Source organism: Pseudoalteromonas sp. XMcav2-N (genome assembly GCF_024124545.1).
Classification (GTDB): domain Bacteria; phylum Pseudomonadota; class Gammaproteobacteria; order Enterobacterales; family Alteromonadaceae; genus Pseudoalteromonas.
Map to the genome: position 1 here is coordinate 28,063 of NZ_JAMXSF010000004.1, position 16,322 is coordinate 44,384.

Consider the following 16,322-nt stretch of genomic DNA (forward strand, 5'->3'; position numbering starts at 1 on the left):
TGCAGACAATTTTAGCACCTTTACCCTCTAAATTAGCGCTCCAAAATATCGCTACTTAGACTTATCTGAATACAGGCTTAGCAACCTCACTTTTTTACAGTTGAAATAAATTATATAAATCAAAGGTTTAATTATTAATTAAAGTGTAATAATAAAAGGCTTGATCTTTGATGGTGAAAAGTAGTAGATTGCATTTAGCACTCTAAGGTAAAGAGTGCTAAAATTGGCAAAACGAATTATCACTGAGGTGAAAAATGAGTAAAGACATTTATGCGATGGCACTGACCGCTGGGCAACAAAGCGCGAGTATAGAAGGCTACCTACAATCGGTAAGTTCTATTCCGATGCTGGATGCTGAGCAGGAGAAAGCGCTGGCAACCCGCCTACACGAGGATGGGGATTTGCACGCAGCAAAGCAGCTCATTATCTCTCACTTACGATTTGTTGCGCATATTGCCAAAAGCTACTCTGGTTATGGCCTGCCACAGGCAGACTTAATCCAGGAAGGCAACATCGGTCTGATGAAAGCGGTGAAGCGCTTCAATCCGACAGTGGGTGTGCGTCTGGTGTCGTTTGCAGTACACTGGATCAAGGCTGAAATCCACGAATACGTGCTTAAAAACTGGCGCATTGTTAAAGTTGCGACGACCAAAGCGCAACGTAAACTATTCTTCAACCTGCGCAAAAACAAAAAGCGTCTGGGTTGGTTTAACCAGGAAGAGATCACCACAGTTGCTAATGAACTGGGTGTGAGCGAAAAAGAAGTACGTGAAATGGAATCGCGGATGAGTGGTCAGGACATGGGCTTTGACCTGACGTCAGACGATGACGACAATGCACCGAGCAGCAGCTTCTCACCGGTTCAGTATTTAACGGATGCCAGCAGTGATGTGGCAGAAGTGATTGAAGAAGAGCAATGGCAGGAGCAATCACAAAACCGCCTGATTGCAGCCATGAAGACGCTGGATGAGCGTTCTCAGGACATCGTTGCCGCGCGCTGGTTATCAGAAGATAAGGCCACGTTACAAGACTTGGCGGATAAATACCAGGTGTCAGCGGAGCGAGTGCGTCAGCTGGAAAAATCTGCAATGAAGAAGTTGCAGGCAGCAATGAGCTAATTATATAAGCCGTATAAAGAAATTGTAGAATGCCGCTCAATAGAGCGGCATTTTTTATGACTGTAATAAAATTGAGCTTACAAGTGTACGCCTATTTGATTATAATGCGCCGACTTGATAATAGGAGTCTCTATTTTGTTAGCTGTAGTTCGAATTCTGGCAATGGCGCTGTTCATTATCCTCAGTTGTCTGGCAGGCCTGACATTAAGCCTTATCCGTCCATTCCATGCCAATAATGTGCATGTGATTGCCTCCTGGTTTGGCAAGATGTCCCGTGTGATCGGGGTTAAACTGGAAATCTCGATTGATCCCGGTGCAAAAGATCTTGGCCCGGCCATGTACATTGCCAATCATCAAAACAACTATGACTTGTTCACTTTGCCTGCTGTTGTACCGCACAACACGGTAAGTATGGGTAAGAAAAGCCTGAAATGGGTGCCATTTTTCGGGCAACTATATTGGTTGTCCGGCAACATTTTAATCGACCGAGCCAATCGCACTAAAGCGGTGAATACATTGGGCAAGTCTATCGCGAAAATCAAACAACGGGGAATGTCTCTGTGGATGTTTCCGGAGGGCACGCGTAGCTATGGCAGGGGCTTATTACCCTTTAAAACCGGGGCGTTTCATACTGCGATGAGTGCAGATGTGCCGGTCGTACCTGTGTGTATGAACAACACAGCAGGTCAGATCAAACTCAATCGCTGGGATAATGGCACTGTCTATATTGATATTCTGGCGCCAATTCCGTTAGATAAAGACACACCAGCGCGAGAGCATGCTAAGCAGATCCATGCTAAAATGGCGGAACATATTGCACAGTTAGACGAAAAAGTGAGAGCAGCACGTGGAAAATTGGCAAGAGATCAGTGAAGACATCGTTGAGTCGTTGTTAGAGGATGGATCGAACCCCGATATATTGTATGAAGTAGAGCATCATTTTGTCAGTGAAGACTTTGAGAAACTTGAACAAGCAGCGCTTGCTGCCTTTAAACTAGGTTATGATGTAGAAGATCCAGCGGAGCTTGAACTGGAAGATGGCAGCAAAATCTGGGGTTTTGATGTAGTGGTTGAAGCTGAACTAGATGCTGAAGTGATTATGGAAGATGTCACCAAGCTGGTTGAAATTGCTACACACTGTGGCGTTGAATATGATGGTTGGGGCACCTACTTCCAGGAGTAATTCAGCATCTCAACAATAGGTCAGAGTGCTGTTTAGCCTCTGACTGCACATTAATTAATATACACTCATTCTTTTTTCTTAAACTCACACCATTTACTAGACAATTTAGTCTGGCCTATGCATATTAGTGCAATTTACACTGCCGCCAGGCATCATGCGAGCGATATGCGAGTCACCCTCCCTATTGAAGAGTTAAAACCCGGCATGTTTGTGGACAGCGTTCACAAGCAAAAGTCAGGCGCTGAAGTTAAAATCAAATCTCGAGGCATGGTTCGGGATGAAGCTATCATTGCCCGTCTGGCCGCGAACGGGGTGGTTGAGCTGAATATCGACTTTGCTCAAAGTGATATTCCGGTACCTGAAAAATACCAGGCCCCTGAAATAAAGCCAGACAAACCAGAAGCGAAGCCAAAAGAAAAACCTGCCAAGGAAATAAAGGCACAGCCCACTAAAGACAAAGAAATCAGTCTTGAAGATGAGTTTGCCAACGCAGCGAGGCAGTTTGAACAGCACAATAAGCAACTGCAAATGCTGTATGGTAATTTAACTGCAGGCATGCAGGTCGATATGACACTGATCAATGATATCAGTCAGGAAATCGTCGGATCTGTGCTGAGAAACACCAATGCTATGGCAATCCTTACCCGGATCAAAGACAAAGAGGGGTTTAACTGGCGCCATATGATCAACTGTGCCATCCTGGTCACCGTCTTTGCAAAGTATCTGGGCCTTGGTAAGAAGGTAATTGAACAAATGGCCATTGGTGCAATGCTACATGACGTCGGACATACCAAGATACCTCAGGGGATCATCGATAAGAATGGCCCGCTAAACAAGCTGGAAATGAAAACCATGCAACGCCATGTTGCGCAGTCTCTCGGGCTTACCCGTGACGCACCTGGGATCACTCCACTGATGCTCGATATGATTGTCAGCCACCATGAGCGCCTGGATGGTAGTGGTTATCCTCGCCGCCTGCAAGGTATGCAGATCAGCAAAGCTGCGCGTATAATGGCCATTGTGGATGTGTATGAGGGGATGACCGCAGAGCGCCCTCACAGAGATGGCGACGAGCCCCTGGTAGCATTGCGGTATTTGCTGGCTAACAAGGCTCAGTTTGATCCTGTGCTGGTGCAACATTTTATCAAGTGTATAGGTGTACATCCGGTAGGCACGATTGTTAAGCTCAGTAATGAGCGCCTGGCGCTCGTATTGGAAGGTAATCGAGGTGCACCGACCGCACCCAAAGTACGAGTCTTTTACAATACCAAGCATATGCACCATATCACAGCCAAAGATATTGATTTAAACGAGCAAGATAAAATCAAGATCGCATCTACCGTTCGACCTTTAGATTATCAAATCAATTTATCCCGTCTGTTAAAAGATCATCTGCTCGTTTAAGCTTACGCTTTTGCCATTGCGCAGATAACAAGGCTCCGGCAAGGCAGCTGGCCATCATCAGGATCCACACCAGAGTTCCTTTTTCAGTATGCAGTGCCAGACAGCTAAACATTAAGGCAAGCAGGGCACTGAGTATTGCTGCTAACCAGTAATGGTTGAGCGGGTTGTCGCATTGCCCAGCCCGTTGACAAGCACAATAGTTTGCTTTGCACAGACTGTAGATGCTAAGTCCACAGAATGTCAGTGCACCGATCATCAATACTGCCAGCATAGACCTAACCTCCCTACAAATACCCTGAACCTTCAGAGCTGTGAATGTGGCTAAGAGTATATGCGAAACATCTACCTCTTTTCAATAATAATGAGAATTAATATCATTTGAGGCTGTGATAATGGGGTTAGAGTAATTGCTCTTGTTCTGATCTGATGTGTTAATAAAATGCTTTAAATGTTCCAATTTTGCTCAATTGGGTGGTTAAAAGCATTTAAGTAGCGGATTTTTCTTCGTCTTTTATGTACTGTGTGGGCAATTTTTTATTCTTGTTGAATAACATTTGAGGTTGAGAATGAATACAGTACTACGCGCATTGGTTGCGACAGGTTTGATGGCGGCGTCTTCGCAGTCACTGGCAGCGGCATTTCAGCTGGCTGAGCAAAATGTTTCCGGATTGGGCCGTGCCTATGCTGGCGAAGCCAGTGCCGCTGATGATGCGTCGGTTGTGGCACGTAACCCTGCGTTAATGGGCCAGTTCGAGGGCGTTCAGGTGAGTGCTGCAGCTATGTATGTTGAGCCGGATGTTAGCTTAGAAGGTACATCTACTAACAATGGGTTACCTGCAAACCTGTTGGACGATAACAGCATTGCGCCAAGTGCCGTGGTACCTGCCGTATTTATGACAGCACGTTTGAACGAGCAGTGGTCTGTCGGTGCGGGGATCTACTCTCAATTTGGTCTGGCAACTGAGTTCGATAAAGACTATGTTGCCGGCCAGCTGGCAGGTGAGACTGAAATAGTTACGATCAATACGGGTGTCTCTGTGGCCTATGAAATTGACGCACAATGGACACTGGCACTGGGCCTGAATCATGTTTATGCCGACGCAAAAGTGATCCGTCATTTGGGTGCAAACCCGTTACAGGCTTCGGCCAGTACTGAAGTGGTTAATCTGGAGGGTGACGACAGTGGTTATGGCTGGAACCTGGGTCTGAGTTATCAAATTGATGCAGACAACCGGTTAGGTTTTCATTATCGTAGTGAAACAGATATTACCTTTGACGGTCATTTCAGTAACCAGATCCCGGCGGTACTTGGTGGAACCAATGGCGCTGCGCTGGCTGGTACACTGGAGCTGACACTTCCTGCGATAGCAGAAATTTCTGGTACACATAAACTGACTGAGCCTATGACGTTGCACTACAGCGTGCTGTGGACGGGTTGGAACAGCTTCCAGGAGCTTGAAGCGCAAGTGGCCGGTAAGCCCGTGTTTAATAAACAGGAGCTTTTTGATAACTCATTACGTTTCTCTGTTGGGGGCGATTATCAGTGGAGTGAGTCTCTGAAATTGCGTGCAGGTCTGGCTTATGACAGCTCACCGGCCAATGAGTCGCATATGTCTATCTCCATCCCGGATACGGACCGAACCTGGTACTCTTTTGGCGCAGAATATCATCTGAATGACGCTGCCAGTCTGGACTTTGGTTTGAGTATCCTGCGTGGTAAAACTCAGACCTTTGTTGAGAAAGATAGCCTTGGTAGCGAGTGGGGCTTTAAGTCCAAAGGTCATGCTACGGTTGTGGGCATTCAGTATAATCACAGCTTCTGAACATATGCGTAATAAAAAAGCGGCTAGAGAGCCGCTTTTTTATTGCTTACAGGAGTGCTTTCAATTGATAAAGCAGGTCGTGAGCTGCTCGGGGCGATAGCTCGTCCGGGTCAATCTCTGCAAGCATTTGTTCGACTTCAGACGGTTCACTGACCAAAGGCAAACTTTGCTGTATTTGGGATGCCGGGGTTGTCTGCGGGCTTTCGACCACACTTTGGTGCTGCTCCAGCAAGGCCAGTTTGCGCTTAGCCATGGCCAGCACAGCTTTGGGTACTCCTGCCAGTCCGGCTACCTGCAAACCAAAGCTTTTACTCGCGGCGCCTTCCATGACTGTGTGTTTAAACGCGATGGTGTCGTTGTGTTCAACGGCGTCAAGGTGCACATTGACCAGGCCAGATTGCTGCTCAGCCAGTTCCGTCAGCTCGAAATAATGGGTGGCAAACAGTGTCTTAGCTGCTATCTTACCGGCCAGATAGTCGGCGGTCGCATAAGCCAAAGAGAGACCGTCGTAGGTACTGGTACCCCGGCCAATTTCGTCCATTAAGACCAGAGACTGTGCCGTTGCGTTGTTCAGTATGGTGGCCGTTTCGGTCATTTCAACCATAAAGGTTGAGCGTCCGGAAGCCAGATCGTCACTGGCGCCGATTCGGGTGAAAATGCGGTCAACTTTGCCTATTTGAGCTGCACTGGCAGGGACATAACTCCCAATGTGTGCCATCAGAACTATCAGCGCTGTCTGACGCATGTAGGTCGATTTACCGCCCATATTGGGACCTGTGATGATCAGCATCTTGCGATCCGCATTGAGGTGGACCGGATTGGCAATAAAGGGTTCTTTACTGACCTGCTCCACGACCGGGTGACGACCGGCTTCGATGTGGATCTCATCGCCATTACTCAGTTCAGGTTTACAGTAATCCAGCGTTTGCGCCCGCTCTGCCAGGGTATTGAGTACATCCAAATCGGCCAGCGCCGCCGCCATGGTTTGTAGCTGCTCGATATAGGGCGCAATCAAAGTAAACAGCTCTTCATACAGCTGCTTTTCGAGCGCCAGTGCCTTGCTCTGACTGCCCAGCACCTTGTCTTCGTGCTCTTTGAGCTCGGGAATGATATAACGCTCGTTGTTTTTCAGTGTCTGACGACGAATATATTCAGGCGGCGCCAGGTGTGAGTTGGCCTTGCTGATCTCAATATAAAACCCATGGACTTTGTTGTAGCCAATTTTCAGTGTGCTGATCCCAGTGCGCTCACGCTCACGCTCTTCGAGCTGATCCAGTACATCAGTGGCCCCTTCACTGAGAGCACGCCATTCATCCAGCTCACTGTTGTAACCGGGTGCAATTACACCGCCATCGCGGATCAGTACGGGTGGGTTGTCTATGATGGCACGCTCTAACAATTCCTGAAGTTTTGGCAAAGTCGGAGAATGTGTGCGGATCTGCTGCAGTCTTGGATCGCGACTTTCTCCAAGTAGTTGATGTAGCGGCGGCAGGGCCTGCAATGCATTACGTAACCGGGTGAGGTCTCTTGGGCGCGCATTGCACAGCGCCAGGCGAGCAACCACACGTTCGATATCACCAATCTGACGCAGACCGTCGTACACCTCGATATTAAGCTGGGATTCGATCAGGCTGGCAATGGCATTGAGCCGGGCATTGAGCTCATCACGGTTACGCACCGGTGTGTGAATGCGTCGTTTTAGCAATCGCGAGCCCATAGGGGTCGCTGTTTTATCCAGTACTTGTGCCAGAGTATTCTCTATACTGCCAGACAAGTTGACAGTCAGTTCAAGGTTTTTACGCGTGGCGGCATCCAGAATCACTGCATGCTCGTTTTTCTCCAGCGTAATGGCCCGAATATGGGGCAGTGCAGTGCGCTGAGTGTCTTTGACGTACTGCATCACACATCCAGCTGCAACTAACCCCGTTTTGGCTTCTGCAACACCAAAGCCGATGAGGTCCTGTGTACCGAATTGCTGGCAAAGCAGATGGGTGGCGGTGTCGAGATCAAATTCCCAGTCCGGGCGCCGTCTGGCTCCTTTCACCTGCTCAAGCACCAACAGGTTACTAAATGACTCGGGGTAAAGTAACTCTGCGGGTTGTAACCTCTGTAACGTAGAGCTCAGCGCTTCGTCGGTGGTCAGCTCAACTATGTTAAATCGTCCGGAGTTGATGTCTAGGTAAGCCACGCCATAGTGTTGTTTATCTTGCCACAGAGCCGCAAGCAGGTTGTCCTGACGTTCTTGCAGTAAGGCTTCATCGGTCACTGTACCTGGGGTGACGATACGTACGACTTTGCGCTCAACAGGGCCTTTGCTGGTCGCGGGGTCGCCGACCTGCTCGCAGATCGCCACAGACTCGCCCATCTGGACCAATCGAGCCAGGTAATTTTCAACTGCATGATAAGGCACCCCAGCCATTGGAATGGGCGCACCGCCCGCTTTACCTCGATGAGTCTGGGAAATATCCAGCAGTTGGGCGGCGCGGATGGCATCGTCAAAGAACAGCTCATAGAAATCACCCATACGATAAAACAGCAGAATATCCGGGTGTTGTGCTTTGATCCTAAGATACTGCTGCATCATAGGGGTTTGTTGTTTTATAGTATGTTCGGAATAAAGATCTAACGACATTACTTATACCTAAAGGAAATGAGTATGGAGCTTCATACTGAGATAGCCGGGCTGGCGGCACAATTGGGCACTATTCTAACGAATAACGCGATGACAATCACTACTGCAGAATCATGTACTGGTGGTGGCATTAGCTATGCGTTAACAGATACACCAGGGTCATCAGCTTATATAGAGCGTTGCTTTGTTACTTACAGCAACGATGCAAAATCAGAGTTATTAGGCGTTGCACAGAAGACCCTGGCAGAGTTTGGCGCAGTCAGTGAGCAGACGGTTTATGAGATGGTGCAGGGCGCGGCCGCTGCGGCACAAGCAGATGTAGCGATTGCGGTATCCGGTATTGCTGGACCTGGAGGAGGGTCATCGGACAAACCTGTGGGTACTGTATGGTTTGGCTTCTATTTACAGGGAAAAGTACTGTGTGAACGGGGGAGTTTTAGCGGTAGTAGAGCGGAAGTTAGAGAGCAAGCTATTGAATTTTCAATAAGAAAAATAATTTCTCTGCTAAATGCTTAAAATATGCTTGATACTGTAATTCTATACAGTATACTTGTCGTCAATACGCTAGATTGGAGAAGCAAATGAACGATAACAAACAAAAAGCGCTCGACGCTGCATTGTCTCAGATCGAGAGACAATTTGGTAAAGGCTCTATCATGAAACTAGGCGACAGCCAGGCGCTGGACATTGAAGCCGTTTCAACAGGCTCACTGGGACTGGACATTGCTTTGGGTATCGGCGGCTTGCCAACTGGTCGTATTGTAGAAATTTATGGTCCTGAATCATCAGGTAAAACAACGCTGACACTACAGGCCATTGCAGAAGCACAAAAGCAAGGTAAAACGTGTGCGTTCGTGGATGCTGAGCACGCGCTGGATCCTGTCTATGCAGAAAAACTGGGTGTCAATGTAAACGATCTACTTGTATCTCAGCCTGATACGGGTGAACAAGCTCTTGAGATCTGTGACATGCTGGTACGCTCAGGTGCGGTAGACGTAGTTGTAGTGGACTCTGTTGCAGCACTGACGCCAAAAGCTGAAATTGAAGGCGAGATGGGTGATACCCACGTAGGTTTACAAGCACGTCTGATGTCTCAGGCTTTGCGTAAACTGACGGCCAATATCAAGCGCTCAAACACCCTATGCATCTTTATCAACCAAATTCGTATGAAGATTGGTGTGATGTTTGGTAACCCGGAGACTACAACCGGTGGTAACGCGCTTAAGTTCTACGCTTCTGTGCGTTTGGATATTCGTCGTATCGGCTCTGTGAAAGAGGGCGATGAGGTTATCGGTAACGAAACCCGAGTTAAGGTTGTTAAGAACAAAGTAGCTCCGCCATTTAAGCAAGCTGAATTTATCATCATGTATGGTGAAGGTACCTCTAAGCAGGGTGAGCTGATTGATTTAGGCGTGAAGCATAAGCTGGTTGATAAAGCGGGTGCCTGGTTTAGCTATAATGGTAATAAGATTGGCCAGGGTAAAGCGAACTCGATTAAGTTCCTGAAAGAAAACACGGCAATTGCTGATGAAATCGAAGGCAAGTTACGTGAAATGTTACTTCTACAGGCAACCATTAAGCCGGAAGAAGGTGAAGATCAAGGTCTGGCTGACACGCAAGATCTGGAGCTATAAAGACTACTAGCGTAGCGGAGCACTCAGCAGTTCATATGGGTGCTCCTTTTGCCATTGTTTAGTGTACTGCCGGTCGTTACGACCCCTCCTTTCGATGTGTCTGAATGCCTGCATAGTGCTATTGAAAGGATATTCCTTCTCATTTCTGATCAAGCTATTCGCTATTCTTTTTATATTGACGGACAGCAGCCTGAGTCACCCCATCAAATATTCAAAGCCGCCTTATTATCATAGAACGCCTTTCAACAAGGTTGATTTATCCTTTACCCGCGTTGGCAAGCTGTCACGGTTGTACAGACATAACAGATCGCATTGTGATACGTATACAGTATGACTGATACTGCATTCTGCTAAGGCTATAGGCATACAGTTGTCCTTGCGTGTAGTCTCGTCTCGGTTGCTGTATCAACTTGCAAATCGCCATTGTGACCGGCAATGCAAGCCAGTGCAGAGCCTTGAGTATTGGACCTAAGATGTTCACCTTGTCATTCCAGCAAGCAGGGGTTGTATACAGGTTGGTGAGAATTATCCGATTTGAAATAGGTATGGAAGAGCACTCTTGGAGTTTGTTGATCGAACTGACAGAACAATAATGAGTTGATTAATACCAATTTGCTTAATTAAGAGTTCTATTTTGAGGCGAGAAAATAAGGTCGATAACACCGCTCACGCGTCCTGCTATCGCTGAGGCACCTATGTCCATATCGGCGAGGCGAAAATGTGCGAACTTATACCTTAGGTAAAGGTTCTAAATGAGAAATTTTTAATGCCGTAAGTGCCATACTTGCTCCTTCAAATTGAACAGGTATTAAGTGAAATTGGTATAAGATTGCATGGAACCTGTACTCTAATTCTTTGTTCCGCTTGGCATCGTAATTCAAAGGTTTAGCATGATTAGTCCTCCAACTCATTTAACGTGGGAAAAATACCAATGAGCTCGGAATATATCTAATGATGATAAAATTTTGTCTGAGTATCGTTGCGATTTTCTCACATCCGTTTCAGCGACCGCAATCGTACGAGTTGTAGCAATTTGAATAGTTGAGAGTTCTATTCGGAGAAAAGAAAATATTGCTGGTAGCACTGTGCATGCGTCCATGCCGTTGAGACAATTAGCCCGATAAAGACGGGGATAAGAACGGCGAACTCACCCTAAGGCATAGGTTATAAATAAGAAATTTTTAACGCCGTTAGCGTCATACTTGCTGGTTCATATTGAACAAGCTTTACGTGAAATTGATATTATTTCAAAGACAATAAAAAAGCCGCGTAAACGCGGCTTTAATTCAGTTTACTCTAGTAATTAGCTACCGCCAGTACCTGTTAGGTTCTGAACAGTACAAGTAACTGGAATATCAAGCGTTGCAGCAGTTGTGTTAGCTTCAATGGCTTGAGTGAACCAAGTGTTGTTGTTCGGGTTCTTATAACGAACGGTGTAAGCTGCCGAATCACCACTTTCCAGGCTTACTTCAAACTGACCTGAAGGGTAGAAGGTCTTAACGAAGCGACCACCACGGAACAGCTGAGCGATAGTTGGTGTAGAGATTGGTGTTGGTTGCTCGTCTGCATCGTTGCTTGCACACACAAACTGAGGTGTTAGTGGCTTAACAATGTTAGTAGCAGGCGCTGTAGTCAGCTGCAGGGTACCGCCATCTAGGTCACACAGGTCAGTGAATTGTACGCCTGATGCTGCACCATCATCATCCAGGTTAAGCGTTGTTGTACCATCAGCAAGCGTGACACCATCCAGAATGTTCTCACCGTCTTTCATCATTTTCAGTTTAACTGGGAATGAAGGTGGGTTTCTGAAAGTACCTTTTGCAAGGTCAGTACGGTTATATGCGCCAATCAGTAGACGGTAGCTGTTAGCTTCAACCAGTACATCTGCATATACCTGGCTGTCATTGCCGTTTGAATCCTTGATGTCGAAGCTTAGGCGACGGTTATCACACTTATCAGCACCGATGATGTAAGTGAAGAAATCCAGGTTCCAGTAAGACAGGTGATTAACCGATACTGCTACGTTGTGTGTTGTTGCTTCTGCGTTTTCATCTGCTTTAACTACACCATAGCTTTCGAAAGACCACTTACCAGCATCTTCGTCGTAGCTCCACACAGGGAAGATATCGTTCACTGCGATTTGACGTGGTGCTGCAGCTTGAGTACATACACCGTTTTTAAACATGCCGTCAGCTGCTTCTGCTGCCGCTTTAACTGCAGCTGCATCAGACGCGTCGCCGTCAAAAGTCATCGGACAGGTGTTTGACGTGTTCTTGTCAATCTTCATTGCAACTTTGATGTCACCATCAGCGAAGTTGTCAACTTTAGTACCATTTTCGTCAACTAGCTCGATTGCTACAAAACCACCCGTTGAGAATGAACCCTCACGACTAGTTGCTTCGTCTTCAGCGACTGTCAGACCAAGGCCGCCAGGGAAAGCATCAAGAGAAGACTCTTGTGTAGCGGCAGTATCTTCTTCAGAAGTTGAACGTGTTGCTTCGTTACCGAAGTAAGCAACAGTCAGAGTTGGTACTGACTGGAGTTCATTGTTGTCTTTGTCAAGGAATTTTGTACCGTTGTTCAAAGTAACCGCTACACCACCAGCTGCTTTGTTGGTGTTTTTAGCCGCATCAAGATCTTTGGTCAGAGTGATGCTGTCTGCGCCTTCAAGTGCCAGACCGCCTGCCGCTGTGTATGACGTTGTTACGCCTTCACCAGCAACGTCAGCCAGTGTACTTGTGGTCGCAATGATAGGTGCCGCGTTATCTGCTTGCTCAAGAGAGCGAGCGGTAAGACGAACCTGATCAGCAACATCAGTGTCTGTGCTTGACAGTTCAACAGTACCTGAATTCGAAAGGAAGCCGTCTGCTGTGATCACAAAATCAAAGGACAGGCCGTCAGCAGGGATTTCATTAACGGTAAATGCAAATGAACTGCCTGTTGCTGCTTTATCTTCGTCTGTTAGTGCGGTGCCCGCAGTGTTCAGAATGCTCGCAGCGTTGCTGCCAGTGAAGTTGATAGTAGCGCTAACTTCATCGCTCAGAGGCTGCCCTGCAGAATCTGTTACTACGATTGAGAATGAGCCAGCCTGCTTTTCAACAACAATGTCGCCAGGTAAAACTGCAACTGTTTTGTCTTCCGGTGGCGGCTTGATGTCAACGTTGTTGTCATTGTCGCTAAAGCAGCCTGCTAAACTAACTGATAAACCCAATGCTAGGGCAAGTTTAGTTAGTTTGAATTGTTTGTTTCCCATGATTTTTACCTTTTCCTTTAAATCCAAGTAAACTGAGAGTAGTCACTAATGCTTTGCAGATGTAAGAGAGCCTTGCCCCGCATGCAAATTAGTGTTTAGAGGATAAGCCGACATTAATTTTTCGTCAAGTGAACTGCTCGAACTTTATCCAAAATTTCACATAAAATAATAACCTACTGATGTACTTTTAGGTTATTAAGCTATATGTGTTAATAATCCATTTTTCTGAAGAATAATGAACGATTAAATTTGTGCAAATGCGTCTATAAATGCTTGCAATTTAGTCAAATCCACGGGCTTCAAGCCGTCTGATGTTCTTACTATTAACCCTTTTTCAACAAGCTCAGTGACCACTCGGCGATATGCGCGCTCAGTTGTGGCGAACCGTTCAGCTTCAGCACTGACCGTTGAATAGGCACGTAACAGTGCTGGATGATTGTTTTCGGCTCTGAGCAGACAATCTTTAGCAATATTGTAACTCAATGGCAGTAACAATTTATCCAGGTTTATTTTTTGGTTCTCAGTGAATTTTGCAGCAATGGTTTGTGCGGTATACAGGCTCAATTCAGGCTGAGAAAGCAACAGTTGTCGCCAATGTTTGAGTTCAATCAAATTATATTGGACATCATTAAGACACGTCACAGTGTATATACAGGGTTGATTATTTAGCGCTTCAATTTCACCTATCAAAGTATTATTGCAGTCCAGCTGGCCAAGCAACAGACGCCGGCCATTACCGACATCGTAACTGAAGGACACCGTACCACTTCTCACCAGAATCAGCTTTGTGAGTGGCTCATCCTGATGGATTAGCACTTCTTTTTTTGTGTGCTGAAAACTGTTACCTGCAAAACTGAGCAGCTGTTCCACCAAAGTGGTTGAAAAATGATATTGAAACATCTGGATGGCTCTTCGGACAATTGTCCTATTTATTAATTTGTTATGAAGATAGCATGACACTTATCGGTTTCACGCTAACTCACCCGATTGAGAGGCTAAGTGCTTTTCACCCCCGTTCCCGTGTTAGAGCTTATTTCAGGTCCTAATTTCTGTGGGGTTTAGTGAGTTAGCCTTTTTATTCGTGTAGCCCGTGTTGATGGCAACCGCGTTTGTTATTAACGCAGGCCGACGCCAGCTAAGCTGATATCATTATCCAGCATTCTGAGCCTTGGCGTCTACACTGAATAATGCTAACTCACTTGCGAGGAGAGAACAAATGACTTGGGAACTTTTAGGTTATGTTGCGTCTGCTTTTTTAGTCATTTCTCTGATGATGTCCAATGTGGTTAAATTACGTTGGTTCAACCTCGCAGGGTGTATATGTTTCACCATATATGGGGTGATGATCACGGCCTGGCCTGTTGCCTTAACCAATGGTTTGTTGGCACTGGTGAACATTTATCATCTGGCTAAGCTGCACAAGGCAGATAACAGTCCTCAGTCATAAAGCACGAGCGCGGTTACACGACCGCGCTGTGTATTTATTTTATCATCAACTAATCTTTCGAATACCGTAACTGACCTGCAATCCAGGTTTGCATGACCTGAATATCTCTTATTTCCTGCTCCGGCACCTTAAAATAATCTTTGTCCAGTAAGATAAAATCAGCCCATTTCCCCTGCTCCAGACTACCTAATTTGAATTCCTGAAAAGCAGCGTAAGCTGCATCGAGAGTGAATGCCTGCAAGGCTTGCTTACGGGTTAGTCGTTCGTGATTGCGCCAGCCTTGTTGTGGGTATTGCTGGGCATTCATACGGGTAACGGCTGCATGCAGACCATGGAAAGGGTTCGCCAGTTCAACGGGAAAGTCTGATCCTGCTGCGACTTTGCTACCTTGTTGCAAGAAAGTTTGCCACGCATAGGCACCTTGTAATTGCTCGTCGGTGAGCCTCTGCTCAGCCATGTGCATATCCGATGTTGCATGGATGGGTTGCATTGACGGAATAATGTCGAGTGCTTTAAAGCGGGGAATATCGTCCGGTTCAATGATCTGGGCATGCTCTATCCGATTCCTTAAGAGCTTCCCACCGGTTGTTTTAAAGACTTTCTCATAGCTATCCAACACCAGACGGTTGGCTCGGTCACCTATTGCATGAGTATGTGCACTGAAACCATGCCTGACTGCCTGTGAAATAAGTTTTTCCAGGTGCTGAGGTTGCTCAAGCATCAGTCCCCGATATCCCTGACGGTCTTTATAGTCTTTGAGCAGCGCAGCCCCACGGCTGCCTAACGCTCCATCTGCATAGATTTTGACACTGCGGATAGACAGCATATCGCGTTTATCTTTGTAGACACCGGCTTGCAGCATACTATCCAGCTGCGGATCTGCTGCGCTGAGCATGGCATAGATACGCAGTGGTAAGGTTTGGGATTCTGCGCGGCTTCGGTACAGCTTCCAGGTTTGTTTGCCTATGCCCGCATCGTGCGCACTGGTAATCCCCAGGCTGAGCAGATGTGCGCCGGCTTTATTCAGAGACTGACTTAAGTGTGCAGATGAGGTGGGGGGGATGTATTTTCTTATCAGGCTTTCAGCTTTATCGATAAACACACCAGTAGGGTTGCCAGAAGTGTGGCGAATAATCTCTCCGCCGGCGGGAGATTGGCTCTGGGCGTCAATCCCGGCCAGCGCCATGGCTTGACTATTCACCCAGATTGCGTGTCCATCAACACGAGTAAGCACAACAGGTCTGTCTTTGACAAATCTGTCCAGATCCTCAGCCGTTGGAAATGTACTGGGGGTCCAGCGAGTTTGATCCCAGCCTCGTCCCAGGATCCAGCCTTTGGGGTTTTCTTTGCTGAAAGCGGCTAATAATTTGCCGACTTCTTCGACTGAACCAGCTTCACGAATATCAAGTCGGGAGAGGTTATTTCCCAGTCCTATAACATGGCCATGCGCATCAATCAGACCGGGCAGTAAAGCCATTCCCTGTCCATTAAATTTACTGGCTTTGGGGTACTGGTTAGCCAGTTCTTTGTCGCCGGTTCTGACGACTTTACCATCTTTGATAATCAGGGTGGAAAAGGTGTTAATTTCTCCGCTTCGGGTTGGTGTGTAGCCGTTGACATTGTGTATCAGTGTGAACTGAGCCATGCTGATCCCACTGAACAAGAACAGTGCCAGGTAAATTAACCGGATCATGACAGGGTTTTCCTTGTGTTATTTTATTCGTTTATCCACCAATACCGTATTTTCTCTTAAAAAGACATCGAACTGAGACCAAAAAGTGACTGTGTTACTATAAAATGATGGCAAATACAGTTATTGGGGTCAGAC

The 16,322-nt window shown here is 46.7% G+C and carries 13 protein-coding genes; 8 read left to right on the plus strand and 5 right to left on the minus strand.

Going from position 1 to position 16,322, the window contains the following annotated elements; translation table 11 throughout:
- The first annotated feature begins 254 nt into the window (after nt 1–254).
- The 4 genes from rpoH to NH568_RS06470 all read left to right on the plus strand — a co-directional run bounded on the left by rpoH (nt 255) and on the right by NH568_RS06470 (nt 3,705).
- The gene (rpoH, locus tag NH568_RS06455) at nt 255–1,118 is read left to right on the plus strand and encodes an RNA polymerase sigma factor RpoH (protein WP_054014420.1); all 864 of its coding nucleotides are present in this window, start codon (nt 255–257) and stop codon (nt 1,116–1,118) included.
- Between the two features lie 135 nt (nt 1,119–1,253).
- Entirely contained in the window at nt 1,254–1,991 is a 738-nt protein-coding gene (locus NH568_RS06460; protein ID WP_253045838.1) for a 1-acylglycerol-3-phosphate O-acyltransferase, read from the plus strand.
- Nucleotides 1,966–2,301: a ribonuclease E inhibitor RraB gene (gene rraB, locus NH568_RS06465; RefSeq protein WP_253045841.1), complete on the plus strand. Its 336-nt coding sequence runs from the start codon at nt 1,966–1,968 to the stop codon at nt 2,299–2,301. The genes NH568_RS06460 and rraB overlap by 26 nt, the downstream gene beginning before the upstream one ends.
- 165 nt (nt 2,302–2,466) lie before the next feature.
- Entirely contained in the window at nt 2,467–3,705 is a 1,239-nt protein-coding gene (locus NH568_RS06470; RefSeq protein WP_253045844.1) for an HD-GYP domain-containing protein, read from the plus strand.
- On the opposite strand, the gene NH568_RS06475 is transcribed toward NH568_RS06470, so the two are convergent.
- Complete coding sequence (locus NH568_RS06475) at nt 3,665–3,976, minus strand: hypothetical protein (RefSeq protein WP_253045848.1); 312 nt, start codon at nt 3,974–3,976, stop codon at nt 3,665–3,667. The two genes, NH568_RS06470 and NH568_RS06475, sit on opposite strands and share 41 nt — an antisense overlap.
- Nucleotides 3,977–4,271: 295 nt before the next feature.
- On the opposite strand from NH568_RS06475, the gene NH568_RS06480 reads away from it, so the two are divergent.
- Entirely contained in the window at nt 4,272–5,528 is a 1,257-nt protein-coding gene (locus NH568_RS06480) for an outer membrane protein transport protein (protein WP_253045864.1), read from the plus strand.
- 46 nt (nt 5,529–5,574) lie between these two features.
- On the opposite strand, the gene mutS is transcribed toward NH568_RS06480, so the two are convergent.
- Complete coding sequence (mutS, locus tag NH568_RS06485; RefSeq protein WP_253045882.1) at nt 5,575–8,160, minus strand: DNA mismatch repair protein MutS; 2,586 nt, start codon at nt 8,158–8,160, stop codon at nt 5,575–5,577.
- 24 nt (nt 8,161–8,184) lie between these two features.
- On the opposite strand from mutS, the gene NH568_RS06490 reads away from it, so the two are divergent.
- A complete protein-coding gene (locus tag NH568_RS06490) occupies nt 8,185–8,676 on the plus strand; it encodes a nicotinamide-nucleotide amidohydrolase family protein (protein ID WP_253045895.1) in 492 nt (163 codons plus the stop codon).
- A 65-nt stretch (nt 8,677–8,741) separates the two neighbouring features.
- Entirely contained in the window at nt 8,742–9,794 is a 1,053-nt protein-coding gene (gene recA, locus NH568_RS06495) for a recombinase RecA (RefSeq protein WP_138551513.1), read from the plus strand.
- Nucleotides 9,795–11,097: 1,303 nt separating this feature from the next.
- On the opposite strand, the gene NH568_RS06500 is transcribed toward recA, so the two are convergent.
- Complete coding sequence (locus NH568_RS06500) at nt 11,098–13,047, minus strand: hypothetical protein (RefSeq protein WP_253045897.1); 1,950 nt, start codon at nt 13,045–13,047, stop codon at nt 11,098–11,100.
- A gap of 243 nt (nt 13,048–13,290) precedes the next feature.
- On the minus strand, nt 13,291–13,947 hold the full coding sequence (locus NH568_RS06505) for a cyclic nucleotide-binding domain-containing protein (RefSeq protein WP_054014430.1): 657 nt from the start codon (nt 13,945–13,947) through the stop codon (nt 13,291–13,293).
- A 316-nt stretch (nt 13,948–14,263) separates the two neighbouring features.
- Between NH568_RS06505 and NH568_RS06510 the strand changes: the two genes are divergently transcribed.
- Complete coding sequence (locus NH568_RS06510) at nt 14,264–14,494, plus strand: YgjV family protein (RefSeq protein WP_253045899.1); 231 nt, start codon at nt 14,264–14,266, stop codon at nt 14,492–14,494.
- Nucleotides 14,495–14,543: 49 nt separating this feature from the next.
- Here NH568_RS06510 and NH568_RS06515 read toward each other — a convergent pair whose 3' ends face one another.
- A complete protein-coding gene (locus NH568_RS06515) occupies nt 14,544–16,187 on the minus strand; it encodes an amidohydrolase (protein WP_253045902.1) in 1,644 nt (547 codons plus the stop codon).
- Nucleotides 16,188–16,322 lie beyond the last annotated feature (135 nt).